This is a genomic window from Shewanella sp. VB17 (assembly GCF_013248905.1).
Lineage (GTDB): Bacteria > Pseudomonadota > Gammaproteobacteria > Enterobacterales > Shewanellaceae > Shewanella.
This window is the reverse complement of record NZ_JABRVS010000001.1, coordinates 4,268,616-4,284,084: the sequence shown is the minus strand read 5'-3', so window position 1 is coordinate 4,284,084 and position 15,469 is coordinate 4,268,616. Positions and strand designations below refer to the sequence as shown.

Below are 15,469 nucleotides of genomic sequence, written 5' to 3'. Positions count from 1 at the left end.
TTGCCTCTGAAAATACTATTAGCACAATAATAATAACGCTAGGGAAGGGGATATATCAATCATGAGTAGCACTGCATTAGTGACCAATGATGCCACAGGACTTGGACTGTTGGCTGTTATCTTGGGATTTGTATTTTATACAAGTCATAGCAAGCATCCATTTTGGACCAAATTTTATCGTTTTATTCCGGCACTGTTAATGTGCTATTTTCTACCATCACTGCTTAATACGTTCAATATCATTGATAATCATGCTTCCCAGCTTTATTTCGTCGCCTCTCGTTATTTGTTACCTGCTTGCCTAGTCTTGCTTATTTTAAGTGTCGATCTGAAAGCTATTTTATCTTTGGGGCCCAAAGCCGTAGTGATGTTTCTGACTGGTACAATGGGTATTGTGATTGGTGGCCCGATTGCGTTACTGATTGTGTCAGCCTTGAATCCTGAAATATTAGGTGTGCAAGGGCCTGAGGCCGTGTGGCGCGGCATGACAACCTTAGCTGGAAGTTGGATCGGTGGCGGTGCAAATCAAGCGGCGATGAAAGAGATCTATGGCGCAGGTGGAGATATTTTCTCTATCATGGTCACTGTCGATGTGATTGTGGCCAATATTTGGATGGCAGTATTGTTGCTGATGGCATCAAAAGCAAAACAGATAGATGCCAGAACAGGGGCTGATACTACCGCCCTTGACGCATTAAAAAAGAAGGTGGAAAAATACCAGAGCGAAAATGCCCGCACTCCGAGCCTTAACGATCTCATGATGATCATGGCTGTCGGTTTTGGTGTAACAGGTCTTGCTCATATTTTTGCTGATTTTCTAGGCCCATTTTTCGAACTCAATTATCCTTGGACACGAGACTACAGTCTGACCTCTAAATTTTTCTGGTTGATTGTAACGGTCACGACCATAGGTTTAGCCATGTCATTTAGCCCGATACGCCATCTTGAGGCAGCGGGCGCCTCTAAAGTCGCCACTGTGTTTTTGTATATTTTAGTGGCCACCATTGGTTTACATATGGATGTGTCTAAGTTATTTGAACCTGAAAATCTGTGGTATTTTGCGATTGGGATCATTTGGATGCTGGTTCATGCCAGTTTGATGCTGATTGTGGCTAAATTGATCAAGGCGCCGCTGTTTTATATGGCGGTGGGCAGTCAAGCGAATATCGGTGCAGCGGCATCGGCTCCCGTGGTGGCGGCTGCATTTCATCCAGCATTAGCCCCAGTTGGGGTTTTATTGGCGGTATTAGGTTATGCGCTTGGTACTTATATGGCGTGGATATGTGGCCAAATTTTACAAGTCATTGCGATGTAGCATGTTCCTTGCTATCGAGTGACTTAATTGATTAACGCTGAGGTGTCACCTTGGCTTTTTAAGAGAGACGTATTGATGAGTAATAAAACCCTAGGTCTAGGTTCCATTGAGATTGCTAACGATAAGCCTTTTGTGCTTTTTGGTGGCATGAATGTGCTTGAGTCGCGTGATTTAGCGATGAAAATGGCAGAAACATATGCTGAAGTGACTCAGAAACTTGGGATCCCTTATGTGTTTAAAGCCTCTTTTGATAAGGCTAACCGCTCTTCAGTCAACTCTTATCGTGGTCCGGGGATGGAGGCAGGGCTGAAAATATTCGAAGAAATTAAATCAACGTTTAATTTGCCATTAATTACCGATGTTCATGAGGTTTGCCAATGTGCACCTGTTGCAGAAGTGGTGGATATTATTCAGCTGCCTGCATTTTTGGCCCGCCAAACGGATCTTGTGGTGGCGATGGCCAAAACCGGGGCCATTATTAATGTGAAAAAACCGCAGTTTTTAGCCCCGCATGAGATGCGTCATATTATTAGTAAGTTCAATGAAGCGGGTAATGATGAGATCATGCTATGTGAACGCGGTTCAAGCTTTGGTTACAATAACCTTGTCGTTGATATGTTAGGCATGGATGAGATGAAGCAAACGGGCTATCCGGTGATCTTTGATGCGACTCATGCGCTTCAACGCCCTGGTGGTCGTGCCGACAGTGCTGGTGGCCGCCGTGCGCAAGCAACTGAACTGGCTCGTAGTGGTATGGCTTTAGGTCTTGCAGGTTTGTTTATTGAAGCCCATCCCGATCCTGATAATGCTAAGTGTGATGGCCCATGTGCATTGCCGCTACATCAATTAGAAAATTATTTGACTCAGATGAAAGCTGTCGATGATCTGGTAAAGTCATTCGATGCCATTGATACGAGTAAGTAATACCTCCTAACGTTGTCAATGTTAGATGAAATAATAAAGCCCATGTCTCTCGATATGGGCTTTATTATTTATCTCAGTGATAATGAGTATGGTTCATTTGTCTTTGGTATTTATCGTTTATCTCTGGTCGATGAGGTATCCTCATCCCACTTTGTAAACTCTGTAAAAGTCGTTATTGTTTATGTGGATCTTGTTTACCTTCCTAGCCGCTTTTATGCAAGCATGGCGCAACGCGTTTCAAAGTCAGCTGAGCAAAGAGGTCAGTGTCGCTGGGGTCACGTTGGCGCGTTTTCTTTGGGCCGGACCTATTGCTGCTCTCTACCTTGTAGCACTTTACCTGTGGCGACCCGTGGCATTGCCAATCATCACGCTTGATTTTATGCTGTATGTTTTAGGCGCATCTGTGATACAGATTTTGGCAACCGCCTTGATGGTTAAGTTATTTAAACTGAAAAACTTTACCATAGGCACAGGACTTGCTAAGAGTGAGGCGTTAGTTGCTGCGATACTTGGGGTCTTATTTTTTGGCACTGAGTTATCACTGCTTGGGTGGTTAGGCGTGTCCACGGGGGCCTTGGCTATTTTCATGATGAGTAGTGCTCAAGGTCTTAAAGAGTTCTCTTTGAAAACGGTATCCATTGGTTTAGCTTGCGGCACTGCATTTGCACTAACATCACTCTGGGTGCGTGAGGCCAGTTTGAGTTTAGGGTTACCTTTCCCACATGGCGCTGCTTGGGTCTTGTTAATGGTTGTGGTTATTCAAACCGTCATTTTACTTGGGTATTTACTGTTTAAGGAAAAAGACACATTAACCTTACTCTGCAATAGACCTAAGCTGACGCTGTTGACCAGTAGCACAAGTTGTTTGGGGTCTATTGGGTGGTTTAGCGCCATGTCTTTGCAAGCAGTTCCCTATGTGAAAACATTGGGTCAGATTGAAGTTTTCTTTACCTTGTTGATTGCTATTTTTTGGCTTAAAGAGCAAGTCAAAATTAAAGATATATTGGCATTAATATTAATAGTTGTTGCGGCAATATTGGTCATGTGGAGCTAGCAACTCTATGGCACTTGTTATCCAGAGTTCAGGTTATCGATTAAATTTGTGACTTAAACGGAACGTTAGCGGTGCAGATAAGATACTGATGCCAGCCAGGCGAGTCGATGGCATCGGATAACAAGTTTCAAATCTCTTTTGTGGTGGGTTCATTGGGCAGGTTTGATTTTTGGTTAGCTTATTGATGACCAAAGTTTCATTGGTGTTTAACGCCTGCCCGGCGAGGGATGTGCGAACACTTCAGTGACACGGCGTGAATATATCCCTATAGCCTCTGCCGTGACTTCCCTGTCACGGAAGGTCACAGCCGGGTTCACACCTTTGTAAAAGCAAAGCATGGTTTCTTCGATTGGTTTTTCTTGGTTGCTAACGCGGTTTTGGACAAAAATGGGTTAACTTGTCGGATAACAAGTGTTACATATCTTTTTTATTGGGTTCATTGGGCAGGTTTGGTGTTTGATTGGCTTGCTGATGACCAAAATTTCATTGGTGTTAATTGCTTGCAGCAGACTGATGTGTAAGTAATCACTCGGCACGCTGTGAATATATCCCTATACGCTCTGCGATTTCATCCTTGAAACCGAAGTCCTCGAGCTCACTTACACCTGATTATTTATCTCTTCGATTTAGCGATTGCTAACACGGTTTTGGACATTTATCAGTTAAATATTAGGCTCTAATTAGGGCTATTTCAGATTATAAAAAGTATCTTAGATTCTTTGTAGAACCAGATTTGATCTGTCCCCTTTTATCCTCGTAGGTTAACCATAAATGGCAGAGATCAAACTTTGCTTTCACCAACAATTGCGTGAGGGATTACCCAGCACACTAAAGATGTGCCTATCTTTGCTTTCATTACCAACATAAAGAGCTGTATAAATATACAGTTAAGTTGTTTTGCTCCCATATTCAAGAAAATGAGCGACGAGCACATTTTATTTTTTCTGAATATCTTTAGTACTAATCAAAAATTAGAGTTGGCAATGCATTAAGTTATTTGTTAAAACTAGATTCATTATATACATGAGCGTGACATCGGCAGAAATATGCGCGACGCGCGCACTATAAAATTGTTAGACAACAAGGAGTATTATTCAGCTATGACAATTAGCTTGAGAGAAGTTACTAAAGATAATTGGGAAGATATTATCTTACTAGAAATTACAAAAGAACAAGAAGAGTTCGTCGCTTTAAATGCAGAATCAATTGCAGGTTCTAAGTTTAACGAACACTATGTTAATCGAGCAGTTTATTTCAATGAAGATCCAGTTGGCTTTATCCAGTATTTTCCTAACTACGAAAATGAAAAACCAAATGAAATTTACATTGATCAATTCATGATCGATGTACCGCATCAAGGAAAAGGTTATGGCACGAAAGCAATTGAATTAGCCCTCAACGAAATCAAGCTTAGAGAGGATTGTAAAGCTATTTCAATATGCTACGTTGAAGGCCATGATGTAATGAAAGGCTTCTTTGAGCGCTTTAATTTTAGCATTGTTGAACAAGATGAGTTTGATGAAACAATTATGGTGTTAAATGTTGCCTAACAGGCAAATCAATAAGGACTAAAAACAGCGAGACCAAAGTTTCATTGGTGTTTAACGCCCGTTCGGCGAGAACTGTGCGAACACTTCAGTGACACGGCGTGAATATATCCCTATAGCCTCTGCCGTGACTTCCCTGTCACGGAAGGTCACAGCCGCGTTCACACCTTTGTAAAAGCAAAGCATGGTTTCTTCGATTTTGATTCTTGGTTGCTGACGCGGTTTTGGACATTTCCGAGTTAGACCATTAATTCTAATTCATGAGTTTCAGGTTAAATTTTCTATGGGTAACGCTTCAAGCTTTGCTACGTCCCTTAGCTTGACTTGTTAGCACCTGCATTACGCAAGTGCTTTAAAATTTCTGAGCTAAAAGGAACAAAGAAAGAGCCAAGAGTAGTATTTAGCTGTATTCTCAGACTGGAATACTTTCCATCGCAATGCTCTTTTACATAGCTATTTATATATGACTCGATTCCTCGTACTAGTAAAAAGCTAGCATCATGACCGTACGGCATTACGATAGGTAAGTGGCTTGATTGTGGATCAAGATCTTTCACCCACATAGCAACAGTTGAGTTAGCTGAATATATTGATAGTGATTTTACGTTAGCAGGCCGATTTCCTTTACTTACCGCAGAAACCATTAGCCTGCTTGTCATATCTGGTGGTGATACTACTAAATTGAATTTTACATCTATTTCTTCACTGTTTAGTTTTCGTTGATTATCGGCTAGCCAGAGTGAAGTAAACACAGCGGCGATAGCCCCAATTCCAGCAATCCAATTACCAACAACACCTAATGCTGGGAACAATACATTGATAAGAGAGCCGTTATCATAGGAAGTACCGAAACTAACGCCTATAGCGAAACTAAGTAGCGCAATCAATATTACGGCTACAGCCAGTAAAATTTTCTTCTGATTATGCCAAGACACGGAATCTCCTTATTAATTAGCTTGTTATATTGCATTTGCATACCAAGCGGCCGACAACATAAAAGCAAGAAACATGCAGGCTTGAAAAAATGTCCAGCGTAATTGGGACATATATGATTTTACCGCAATATGAAATCCAGCTTGTCGATCACCTGCCGTTTTTGTGACTTTTCGATTAATGAGCCATTTCACCCAAAATGGAAAAGGTCTAGAAAACTTCTCCATTATTTTAGATAAACTGATTTCAGTTTCTAACTCAACTCCTTTTTTTTCGGCGTAGCTCTGAATCTTCGTCTCATCTTCTTCATGTTTGTCAAATACAGGTTTAATTAATTCAGATAGTTTAGATTGCACATTACTCTGTATTTCACAGCGAAGTGAATGATATTTAGCAATAAAACCCAAGACAGCAGAAATGACTAAAACAACCAAACAAACCTTAAACCCTTCAGGTTTAAGAAAAGGTAAAATTGATTTAATTTGTGTGATAAATAATGCACCAGTTGCCCCGGGAAAAAAATCATAGCCAGCCATTGTTAATCAATAACATACCTATATTCTAGCGAACGCTCTATGTTTTGTAACTATCAACTCATGAAAGGAAGGAGTGTTAAGCTCATATAACCGAGTACTCTTAACAAAATGAGGTTTTTTGTCGTAAAAAGTTGATTTTCAGGCAAGGAATATCTGCTCTGTTGATAAACTGAGGAAGATGCTATTACAGGTATATTAGAGTTCTGTTGCTCTTATTACTTGAATCCAGCGGCTAGCCTACTTTAAGATACTCGCAACTCGTGGAAAAATGCCGTCGTCTTTTATTTAAGTGTTCACAGTAGCGACTTAGCTCTTGCAATGTCCCTACTGGTCCATGAAATAGATGCCCAAACTCTGTGGTGATTTTGAGCCAATTGTCAGCAGGAATGTTTAGCCTCGTTAATATCTTATCTGCATTGGCCGAGATTGCTCCGCGTTTATCATCTCGAATAATACGGCCTGTTTCATCAATTAATTCAAGATAGTCTTTCAGCGCGAAGTTTATGCCTTTGGGTTGATTCAGCCGTTCATCCCCAATAAAAGGCAGTAACCTGGTAGGTTGTTTTCCATTAATTGCCGCGTTGACTCGCAATTGAAGGCTGGTGTAGTCTGAATTCTCAGGCGTATTGGCCATTTTAGCCCGAATAGGATTAAGTTCAACGTAGGCCATACAAGCCAGCACTGCCGCTTCATCCAAAAGCGCTTGAGATTTAAACCGTCCTTCCCAGAAATGACCCGTGCAGTTATCTTCAAAGTTGGCTTGCCTAGCAATAGGCTCATTAAGACATCGCATAAACCAGCTAATATCACTCAGTCGTGAGCGGTAAGTTGCAATAAGATGTTTTAATTTAGCCACTTGGTGCTCATCAATCACTTCACCTCGAGCAAATTTTTGTGTGAGTGCTGTGCCGTTAAAGCATTGATGCCATTGTTCAACCACTTCCCTATCTGACCAGACATTGGCTTTATCTAAATCGATATATAACACAATATGCAAATGATTACTCATCACCGCATAGGCCGCCACATCAATCGCAAAAACGTCAGATAATTTAAGCATTTGCGCCTCAACCCAACCGCGTCGATGGTCATAGTTTTTACCTGTGTACTTATCATCACCACAGAGATATGCGCGGCGCACGACACGGCTACAACAATGATAATAAGGCGTGTCTTCGATACTGATTAGCGTTCTTCTAGGCTGGGGCATAACTCACTCCAATGATATCACCATGATTAAATTTTAGTCACAGCGACATGAAGTGCAATTAACAATGGCTGTCTATGGATTTTTGCTTTGGATTTTTGGATTTGCCTAAATTCATACATTATTGAGTGATCACAATATCACTTGAGAATATTGAATTAATACAATACTATACTGTAAAAATTTTACCTAAAAAGCACTTTAAACGTACTAAAACAGTTTGCTGTTTTCTCCGCTCACATTTTAGCAAACAATTTTTAGCCCCTTAATTGGGCGTTAGGCATTTCAGGAGTTCAGTGTTGGCAAAAGTTATATTGCAAGGATTTATACTCGTACCAGATTCCGATCTTGAGATAGTAAAACGTGAATTGCTTACTCATAAAAGCCTCACATTAAAAGAGGCTGGTTGCTTAACTTTTACTGTCACACCTGATGAAAGTAATCTCAACAAATTTAGTGTTTACGAAGAGTTCATTAATCAAACTGCCTTTGATAACCATCAAGCCCGAGTTAAGTCATCTAAATGGGGTGATGTAACTAAAAACGTAGAAAGACATTACCAAATAAGCAGTGGTAACTAAACGTATAACTAATAAGGATAGGCCACGCGCAGCCGCTTCCTTATCCCAAGTGTTGAACAAGCCCGAGATTGCAGGAAGTGATAGCTTTATATAGTAAATAGCGGCGTGAGAGTTCACGCTGGAATCCATAGTCTCGTACTCACCGTAATCACTTCGGTAACACATGCCGCAGTACTAACCATAGGAACTTCACAGCAGGTAAAATGCGTATTTCAGTGCTTCTTGTTCAATATTTTTCCGCTTAAGCGGGCATTATGTGTTTTCACAGAAATGATAGGTTTAATGGAGTAATTATGATTTTAATTAAAACGGTTGAAAGTAATTCAACATATTTATCTGAATTGTATCAATGGTTTGAAAGTGAGTGGGATGATGTTGAACCACTGGCTACAACAAAAGATGGAAAAGTAATCCCAAATCCTATCATTGCCTTAGAAAATGGTGAATTAATTGGTGGTTTAGTTTTTACTCGTTTTCTATCTCCAATTACTCAAGAACAGGCTGTTTGGGTTAATGCTGTCTTTATTAAACCTGAAAATCGTAAGCAAGGAATTAGCGCACAATTGATTAATCATGCTGAAAAAATGGTTGAGGAAATGACTGAACCAGAATTATTGGTTTTTACTCATATTCCTACATTGTATTCAAATCTAAAATGGACAGTAATTGAAACGGTCGATGATCATTTCGTACTTAAAAGTTCATTGGTTCAATAAGAACACACATAATAAATACATCAATAGGATTTGCTACACTTAAATTTATATTTTTACCTTTACCTTTACCTTTACCTTTACCTTTATTTTTAGTGGGTAAGGCGTTTAAATTCAGCTTCCCATTTTGGTTGTTCTCCATTTCCCTAGTGTGAGTCTATGAGATATAGCTAGTGAGTTAGAGCAAGAGTTGGTTCACTTTATGAACGACCATTCTTTCATCAATGCGCCTTGAATTGAAAAGTTTGAGGGCCTCTGAATTGATCATATACGTAATGCAATTGGTATCATTCATGTGAAATTATCTATTTACTTGTGATACTGGCTTTAATCAAACATCCAAATGCAAGAATACCTTCAGTAGCGTCAATAAATAGGGTTTCTATCCAGTATCTGTTTTGTTATAATTTTATTAGTACAGTAAAAAGATAATTTTTTACTTTTCAATAAATGGATTTTTGTTATGTACATGGAGAAAAGTATGGTGGAATTTTTATTCACCCAAGCTAATTTACCCTTTTCAATCTCGCTTTTTTTAGTCCTTTTATTGGGCATATCTGAAGTCTTATCATTAATGCTAGGTTATAGCTTAGTCGGTGCACTTGATAACTGCGCTCCTGTTGATGCTGATATAGAAACTTCATTTACTGGTTTTACTGGAGTCTCTGGTTGGCTATGTATCAATCGTTTACCGCTTCTTATTTGGTTTGTTCTCGTTTTAATCAGCTTTTCTTTTGTAGGGTACGTCAGTAATTACCTAGCTTTAATCATGACTCAACAAATGTTTCCTCAAGCTATTAGCTTACCTATTGCACTGGTATTTACTGCTATTTCCTGCCGTTACGTAGGGGCTGCTATTGCGAGGGTATTGCCTAAAAATGAGAGTAATGCAGTGTCTATCGATACCTTGCTCGGCAGTGTTGGTACTGTGACCTTAGGTTGTGCGATTAAAGGTAATCCTAGCGAAGCGTTAGTCAGAGATAAACATCAGCAAAGACACTATATTTTGGTTGAACCAGAAATGTCCGGAGTCGAGTTTAATACTGGTACTCAAGTGATATTGCTTAAGCGTGAAGGCACCGTTTGGTCTGCTGCTCGATTCGATTCTTAGCTCATACTCTCATCAAAATCTAAGACAAATCATTAAATTAAAAAGTGGTTAATTGATTGAAATGGCATCAATTAAGTCTAGTGCTTAATCCCATCGATATCAGTTAACAATATCATGTAATATTAAGGAAAAAGTATGGATAAAGTTCAAGGTATTAATGACACATTTGGTAGCAGTCTAGTGTTCTTTTTAGCGGGAGCTGTGCTGCTGGGGATCTTGGTGATAGGTGTTATTTTTGCCAAGTTATATCGCCGAGCATCAAAAGAACTGGCGTTTGTCAGAACGGGTTTTGGTGGGGAAAAGATAATAAAAGATGGCGGTGCTATCGTATTGCCAGTGCTACATGAAACTATTTCTGTGAATATGAATACTCTGCGTATTGAAGTGGTAAAGATGCAAAAGGATGCGTTGATCACTAAAGATAGAATGCGAGTGGATGTGAGAGCTGATTTTTACCTAAGAGTGGCACCTAATGCTGATGGGATCTCAATGGCTGCACAGACTTTAGGCTCGCGTACAACACGTGTAGAAGAAGTTAAGCAGTTAATGGAGTCTAAGTTTGTTGATGTGCTTCGTGCTGTTGCGGCTGAAATGACTATGATTGAAATGCATGAGCAAAGAGCTGACTTCGTCCAGCGAGTGCAGAATAATGTGGCGAACGATCTCGAAAAAAATGGCTTAGAGTTAGAATCTGTATCTTTGACGGGGTTTGATCAGACTGAACTGCAGTATTTCAATGAAAATAATGCTTTTGATGCGGAAGGTCGTGCGCGCTTGGCTAAAATCATCGAAGAAAAACGCAAAGAAACCAACGATATTGAGCAAGAAAATCGCATTAAGATTGAGATGCGTAATTTAGAAGCTGAAAAAGAATCATTGGCGATTGAGCAAGCCGAGCAGGAAGCTAAATTGATCCAACAACAGGCATTGGATTTTAAGCGTGCTGAGCAAAAAGCTGAAATTTTAAAGCAGCAAGCGCAAAAGACTCAAGAAGAACGTGAGGCCGAAATAGCCAAAGAGCGAGCGATTGAGACAGCGGAAATAGAGAAAACTAAAGACATTGAGACTCGTGAGATTGAAAAGCGCAACGCCATTGAGCAATCACGAATTCAGCAATTAAGAGATATTGAAGTTGCCGAGCAAGACAAACAAATAGCGATTGCACAAAAATCGGAAGAGGAATCCGCTGCGCGGGCTAGGGCAGCTGAAGCTGAAAAGTTAAAAGTAGAGAAAGAGGAAGCGGTTGTGACAACTCGTCAAGTTGCCATCGCCAATCGTAGTAAAGAGATTGAAGTGATTGATGCCCGTAAAGAAGCCGAACGTGAAGCCGTTGGTATGACGACTAAGGCTGAAGCTGAGAAGCGCGCTGCAGAAGATAGAGCCAGTGCGATACTTATCGAAGCTAAAGCCAGTGCGGATGCGAAAATGCTTCAGGCTGCGGCAGATGAAAAAGTGTATATCGTTGAAGCTGCGGGTAAGCAAGCCTTGTATGAAGCTGAAAATGTGTTGAGCGATGCACAGATTGATTTACGACGTGCTTTAGCCACGATAGCTGCATTGCCAGAAGTCATTAAACAGTCGGTTAAGCCCCTTGAAAATATTGAAGGAATTAAAATTTTGCAAGGTTATGGTGCAGCAAGTAATGGCACATCTGTAGGCGGCGGATCCGCTCAGTCAGGGCAAGCGGGGATAGCTGAACAGATCACCACAGCGGCGCTTAATTATCGTGCCAATGCGCCTGTGGTCGATGCCATGTTGCGTGAACTAGGCTTAGTTGATGCCGAAAAAGGTGGCCTTAATGATCTCTTAACTGGCAATCACTTACTTGATGATGCTATATCGAGTTTGGACGCAGATAACGTTAAGCTTAATGGGTATATTCCCCAACTATCTCCAGATGCAGAATTAAGCATGCAAAGAAGTGAAAACACTTAAGAGTTAATTGCTCCTTGGCTCTAGCATCCCAAATCACGGCTCCCTGTATGGTCTATTGTTTATGGAATTAAATAGACCGTTACAAGTGGTGGCTTCAAAAGTTTAATTGAAGCAAGGGGATGGGTGGGAAGTGTTTGTCAGTTGGTACAATATCGAACATAAGCACAGTAAGCTCAATTTTATATCACCAAGTGAGCGTCATAGGTGGATACAGGAGGACGAACAGTTTTCCTGATCCAGTGCGGTATGGGATATCACTAGGTTAATTTCAAACGAAGTTTGAATAAAAATATAATAAAGAGAATGAAAGGCTAATGCTTCAAGAATCTTAGCCAATATCAACTAGGCTTGAAAGTTACATATAGAAATGTAATCAGCCTTAAATTATCTCAAACCACCGCTTTCATTGCTTTAGCTAAAGCGAATAATCCATTGGTGCGCGAAGGGCTTAATTGTCCTGTGAGTCCTAATTTATCAAAATATTTGTCAATATCAAATGCTGTGATTTCTGTACCAGTTTTGCCATTGCAGGCAACAAGTAATAGTCCGATTAAACCTTTGACTACCCGAGCATCACTATCACCAAGAAAATAATGTTTTTTTTCAATCTCTTGGTGGTAGAGCCAAGCACTGCTTTCGCAACCTTTAACTTGAGCGGACTCAAGCTTGAAGTCATTGTCAAGCTTGGGTATCGATTTTCCCAGCAACATTATCTGACGATACCTTTCCTGCCAGTTATTCGCCTGTTCGAATAAGGGTAAAATTTCAGTATGGTTGAGCTGTAGTGCTAAAAATGTGTCGGTGCTGGGCTTGGATACTTGACTCATGTTTGTCCTGATTAATCATGTTTACATGTAATGATTTTTTTTAAAATGTTAGGGTCTACTTATCTTTTGTGGTTTTTTTTTATACAAAAAAGTACTTTTATAGTTTAGTAATTCTACACTAACAAGTGGCAAGGTAGTAGAAAGACTGAAAAAACCTTGCACTATAGCTCATCTCAATGGCTTTATTGCGGTTTTTTTTACTTAACCTATTTAAGCCTCATCGCCGAATGCCTTACACTAAAGCTATTGTAATGGAGTAAAATTCAAACTCTAAAGATAAACAGACCCTAGTCTAATAACAGTTCTTTTACTGACTCGAGTGCTTTGATAAAGCGGTCTATATCATCTTTACTTGTATAAATACCGATAGATGCACGGCAACAGCCTCTAATTCCTAAACTTGTCATCAAGGGCATAGCACAGTGATGGCCAGCGCGTATTGCAACACCTTGTTGATCTAACAGTATGGCTACATCTTGATGATGCTCATCAGCAAGGTTAAATGCTACCGCGCCGATGTTGTTGTCGTTAGCGCCATAAAGGGTAATATCACTCATTTGTCTGAGTTGAATGTGTAAATAATGTAGCAGTTGTTCTTCTTGTTTGGCGATGTCAACTCTGGGGAGTTGGCGAATAAAGTCTGTGGCAGCACCTAACCCTATCACTTCTGCAATAGGCGGTGTTCCTGCTTCGAGTCGGTTAGGGAGTGTATTAAACTGAGTGGTATCAAAGCTAACACTGGTTATCATCTCTCCTCCGGTCATCAACGGAGTCAGGGTATCTAATATTTCAATGCGTCCATAGAGCACGCCGACACCTGTAGGGCCATACATTTTATGGGCGGAGAAGACATAGAAATCACAACCCATTGTTTGAACATTTACTGCTAAATGGGCGATGGCTTGAGCGCCATCGACTAAGGTCAGTGCGCCTGCGTGTTTAGCGCGAGCGACCAAGTCATGAATGGGATTGAGGGTACCTAAAGCGTTAGAGACATGATTGAGCGCAACAATGGCTGGTTTTTCTTGTAATAATGTATCATAAGCCGTCTCATCGAGGCGGTATTCGCTTGTGAGTGGGATGGGTTTAATGATGGCGCCTGTGCGTTTAGCCAGCTCTTGCCAGGGAACAATATTGGCATGGTGAGCACTGGTGTCGATGAGTATAATGTCCCCAGCATTAATGTGTTGGGTTAACCCGTAAGCCACTAAATTAATTGATTCGGTCGTACCATGAGTAAAAATGATTTCTTCACGTTGCTTAGCATGAATAAAGTCGAGCAGATTATCACGTACAGCCTCGTACTGAGTCGTCGCTCTAGATGATAGCTGGTGCGCTGCTCTGTGGACATTGGCATTATCATTTTCATAATATCGAGTCATCGCTGCAAGCACTTGCTTAGGTTTCTGGCTCGTGGCTGCGGTGTCTAAGTAACACAGTGGATAACCCCCTAAAGTTTGCTTTAGCGTAGGAAATTGAGCGCGAAGCTGGATAAAGTCCATTGTGTAGGTCCGATGTTTGATAATGAAAATAAAAGGCGATGAGATCATCAAAGATCTTATCGCCTTTTGCAAGTAGCTTTAGTGACTATTGCGCTATTTTGACATGATGGTGGCCTATCTTAATGCTCATCGGTTATTGCAAGTACATAGTTTGGGTTAATCATTGTTGATTTAGGCTAAAGTACCCAATATTGTCTTGTAACGTACTGCATTCATCTGGCATTTATCATCAGTAATGTATCAAGCCAACCCTCGTACTTTTGCGTGAGCCTTGAACTGGATCATTACAATAACGGTTAGTTAATTTTGTACCACCATGATGCTTCAATTTTTGAATATGCAGTCGAAAAATCTTTATTTTCAACTTCTATTATCAATCGTTTATCTAAATTTGCTTTAGAAAAAGCATCTTTAAAGAAAGAGTGATTCTCTAAGGTTTTTTGCAAATTACCACTTGCTAATGATTTATCTAAGTAGGTTTCAATGAGTGATGCCAATTTATTGTTATCTTTATTGACATAAAAAAATCTCCCAAACGGATAGACTAACGTTATTTTTTGGTCAATAGTTATCCCCTCTAATCCTTCACCATATTTATTGAAAAATTGAAAAACCTCATTAGAGCCGAGAGGGAATGAATTAAACCTCCCCCCAACCAACATGTTCATGAGATTCTTTATTGCTGTCGATGTTTTTACTTTTATGCCCGCATTTTCTAAAATGGGAATATCACCCCATCCACTTCCTTGACCCGCCGTAAACTCGAGATCTTTAAATTTTTTATTTTCTGCCACTATGGTGTTAATTTTTTCTTGCCCAGTTTTATTGACAATAAAAATTCTCCATCCAAGTAGACCACGATCAAATGGTCTATATATGGGGATAAATCCGTGTTCAAGATCTTTTTTATAGCCTGTATCAAATAGAGATAGGTCCCCTTTTTCTACTTCTTTTCTTGCTCTGTCTTGGTTGACTTCAGTCTTTTGCAGTTCAAGGGTGCCGGGCATTCCCTCTTTGTTTATTAACATTTCAAGAATTGCATAGCCAATTGAAGCTGAGCCAACGCCATCAATATTGGGATATTTGATAACCTCATTAGCAGATATGGAGAAAGTCATCATAGTCGCCAGAAGCAAAAAGTGAGTCAGTTTTCTCATTGTCGATAGTCCTATTATCATTAATCTGACTATAACTATAGCCATAACTATCATTTTGGTGAGTCTTTTATTGAAACTTGATAATGAGTTTTTTACTGATTTTATTGGTATCTTGTTTAATAGGTGA

The 15,469-nt window shown here is 40.1% G+C and carries 15 protein-coding genes; 9 read left to right on the top strand and 6 right to left on the bottom strand.

From position 1 onward, the window contains the following. The first annotated feature begins 61 nt into the window (after positions 1-61). From HQQ94_RS18520 to HQQ94_RS18505, 5 genes are all read left to right on the top strand, one after another. Complete coding sequence (locus HQQ94_RS18520; protein ID WP_173295805.1) at positions 62-1,315, top strand: DUF819 domain-containing protein; 1,254 nt, start codon at positions 62-64, stop codon at positions 1,313-1,315. A gap of 75 nt (positions 1,316-1,390) precedes the next feature. After that, positions 1,391-2,239 carry a 3-deoxy-8-phosphooctulonate synthase gene (kdsA, locus tag HQQ94_RS18515; protein ID WP_173295804.1) on the top strand — a complete coding sequence of 283 codons (849 nt, stop codon included), beginning with the start codon at positions 1,391-1,393 and terminating at the stop codon, positions 2,237-2,239. A gap of 18 nt (positions 2,240-2,257) precedes the next feature. Continuing rightward, a complete protein-coding gene (locus HQQ94_RS22700) occupies positions 2,258-2,614 on the top strand; it encodes a hypothetical protein (RefSeq protein ID WP_254304098.1) in 357 nt (118 codons plus the stop codon). Continuing rightward, on the top strand, positions 2,589-3,293 hold the full coding sequence (locus HQQ94_RS18510) for a DMT family transporter (protein WP_309247259.1): 705 nt from the start codon (positions 2,589-2,591) through the stop codon (positions 3,291-3,293). Before HQQ94_RS22700 ends, HQQ94_RS18510 begins: the two co-directional genes overlap by 26 nt. Before the next feature lie 1,100 nt (positions 3,294-4,393). Next, positions 4,394-4,843 carry a GNAT family N-acetyltransferase gene (locus tag HQQ94_RS18505; RefSeq protein ID WP_173295802.1) on the top strand — a complete coding sequence of 150 codons (450 nt, stop codon included), beginning with the start codon at positions 4,394-4,396 and terminating at the stop codon, positions 4,841-4,843. 311 nt (positions 4,844-5,154) lie between these two features. Here HQQ94_RS18505 and HQQ94_RS18500 read toward each other — a convergent pair whose 3' ends face one another. The 3 genes from HQQ94_RS18500 to HQQ94_RS18490 form a co-directional block, all read right to left on the bottom strand. Next, positions 5,155-5,775 (bottom strand): hypothetical protein, encoded by a 621-nt coding sequence (locus HQQ94_RS18500; RefSeq protein ID WP_173295801.1) that lies wholly within the window; start codon positions 5,773-5,775, stop codon positions 5,155-5,157. 24 nt (positions 5,776-5,799) lie between these two features. Then, positions 5,800-6,309 carry a hypothetical protein gene (locus tag HQQ94_RS18495; RefSeq protein ID WP_173295800.1) on the bottom strand — a complete coding sequence of 170 codons (510 nt, stop codon included), beginning with the start codon at positions 6,307-6,309 and terminating at the stop codon, positions 5,800-5,802. A gap of 232 nt (positions 6,310-6,541) precedes the next feature. Further along, positions 6,542-7,519: a transposase gene (locus HQQ94_RS18490; RefSeq protein WP_173295799.1), complete on the bottom strand. Its 978-nt coding sequence runs from the start codon at positions 7,517-7,519 to the stop codon at positions 6,542-6,544. A gap of 296 nt (positions 7,520-7,815) precedes the next feature. On the opposite strand from HQQ94_RS18490, the gene HQQ94_RS18485 reads away from it, so the two are divergent. The 4 genes from HQQ94_RS18485 (at position 7,816) to HQQ94_RS18470 (ending at position 11,856) form a co-directional block, all read left to right on the top strand. Beyond that, positions 7,816-8,097, top strand: coding sequence for a putative quinol monooxygenase (locus HQQ94_RS18485; protein ID WP_173295798.1), 282 nt, complete (start codon positions 7,816-7,818; stop codon positions 8,095-8,097). A gap of 293 nt (positions 8,098-8,390) precedes the next feature. Then, positions 8,391-8,813 carry a GNAT family N-acetyltransferase gene (locus HQQ94_RS18480; protein ID WP_173295797.1) on the top strand — a complete coding sequence of 141 codons (423 nt, stop codon included), beginning with the start codon at positions 8,391-8,393 and terminating at the stop codon, positions 8,811-8,813. 478 nt (positions 8,814-9,291) lie between these two features. Beyond that, the gene (locus HQQ94_RS18475) at positions 9,292-9,921 is read left to right on the top strand and encodes an OB-fold-containig protein (protein WP_173295796.1); all 630 of its coding nucleotides are present in this window, start codon (positions 9,292-9,294) and stop codon (positions 9,919-9,921) included. A 135-nt stretch (positions 9,922-10,056) separates the two neighbouring features. After that, a complete protein-coding gene (locus HQQ94_RS18470) occupies positions 10,057-11,856 on the top strand; it encodes a flotillin family protein (protein ID WP_173295795.1) in 1,800 nt (599 codons plus the stop codon). A gap of 389 nt (positions 11,857-12,245) precedes the next feature. Here HQQ94_RS18470 and HQQ94_RS18465 read toward each other — a convergent pair whose 3' ends face one another. The 3 genes from HQQ94_RS18465 to HQQ94_RS18455 all read right to left on the bottom strand — a co-directional run bounded on the left by HQQ94_RS18465 (position 12,246) and on the right by HQQ94_RS18455 (position 15,342). Beyond that, entirely contained in the window at positions 12,246-12,683 is a 438-nt protein-coding gene (locus HQQ94_RS18465; protein WP_173295794.1) for a SufE family protein, read from the bottom strand. A 287-nt stretch (positions 12,684-12,970) separates the two neighbouring features. Next, the gene (locus tag HQQ94_RS18460) at positions 12,971-14,185 is read right to left on the bottom strand and encodes a cysteine desulfurase (RefSeq protein ID WP_173295793.1); all 1,215 of its coding nucleotides are present in this window, start codon (positions 14,183-14,185) and stop codon (positions 12,971-12,973) included. A 296-nt stretch (positions 14,186-14,481) separates the two neighbouring features. After that, on the bottom strand, positions 14,482-15,342 hold the full coding sequence (locus HQQ94_RS18455) for a hypothetical protein (RefSeq protein WP_173295792.1): 861 nt from the start codon (positions 15,340-15,342) through the stop codon (positions 14,482-14,484). Positions 15,343-15,469 lie beyond the last annotated feature (127 nt).

Excerpts from the sequence above, each read along its gene's own strand:
- kdsA (WP_173295804.1), top strand. The coding sequence starts at position 1,391 with ATGAGTAATAAAACCCTAGGTCTAGGTTCCATTGAGATTGCTAACGAT.
- HQQ94_RS18460 (WP_173295793.1), bottom strand. The coding sequence starts at position 14,185 with ATGGACTTTATCCAGCTTCGCGCTCAATTTCCTACGCTAAAGCAAACT.
- HQQ94_RS18520 (WP_173295805.1), top strand. The coding sequence starts at position 62 with ATGAGTAGCACTGCATTAGTGACCAATGATGCCACAGGACTTGGACTG.
- HQQ94_RS22700 (WP_254304098.1), top strand. The coding sequence starts at position 2,258 with ATGTTAGATGAAATAATAAAGCCCATGTCTCTCGATATGGGCTTTATT.
- HQQ94_RS18480 (WP_173295797.1), top strand. The coding sequence starts at position 8,391 with ATGATTTTAATTAAAACGGTTGAAAGTAATTCAACATATTTATCTGAA.
- HQQ94_RS18470 (WP_173295795.1), top strand. The coding sequence starts at position 10,057 with ATGGATAAAGTTCAAGGTATTAATGACACATTTGGTAGCAGTCTAGTG.
- HQQ94_RS18455 (WP_173295792.1), bottom strand. The coding sequence starts at position 15,342 with ATGAGAAAACTGACTCACTTTTTGCTTCTGGCGACTATGATGACTTTC.
- HQQ94_RS18490 (WP_173295799.1), bottom strand. The coding sequence starts at position 7,519 with ATGCCCCAGCCTAGAAGAACGCTAATCAGTATCGAAGACACGCCTTAT.
- HQQ94_RS18465 (WP_173295794.1), bottom strand. The coding sequence starts at position 12,683 with ATGAGTCAAGTATCCAAGCCCAGCACCGACACATTTTTAGCACTACAG.
- HQQ94_RS18475 (WP_173295796.1), top strand. The coding sequence starts at position 9,292 with ATGGTGGAATTTTTATTCACCCAAGCTAATTTACCCTTTTCAATCTCG.
- HQQ94_RS18495 (WP_173295800.1), bottom strand. The coding sequence starts at position 6,309 with ATGGCTGGCTATGATTTTTTTCCCGGGGCAACTGGTGCATTATTTATC.
- HQQ94_RS18505 (WP_173295802.1), top strand. The coding sequence starts at position 4,394 with ATGACAATTAGCTTGAGAGAAGTTACTAAAGATAATTGGGAAGATATT.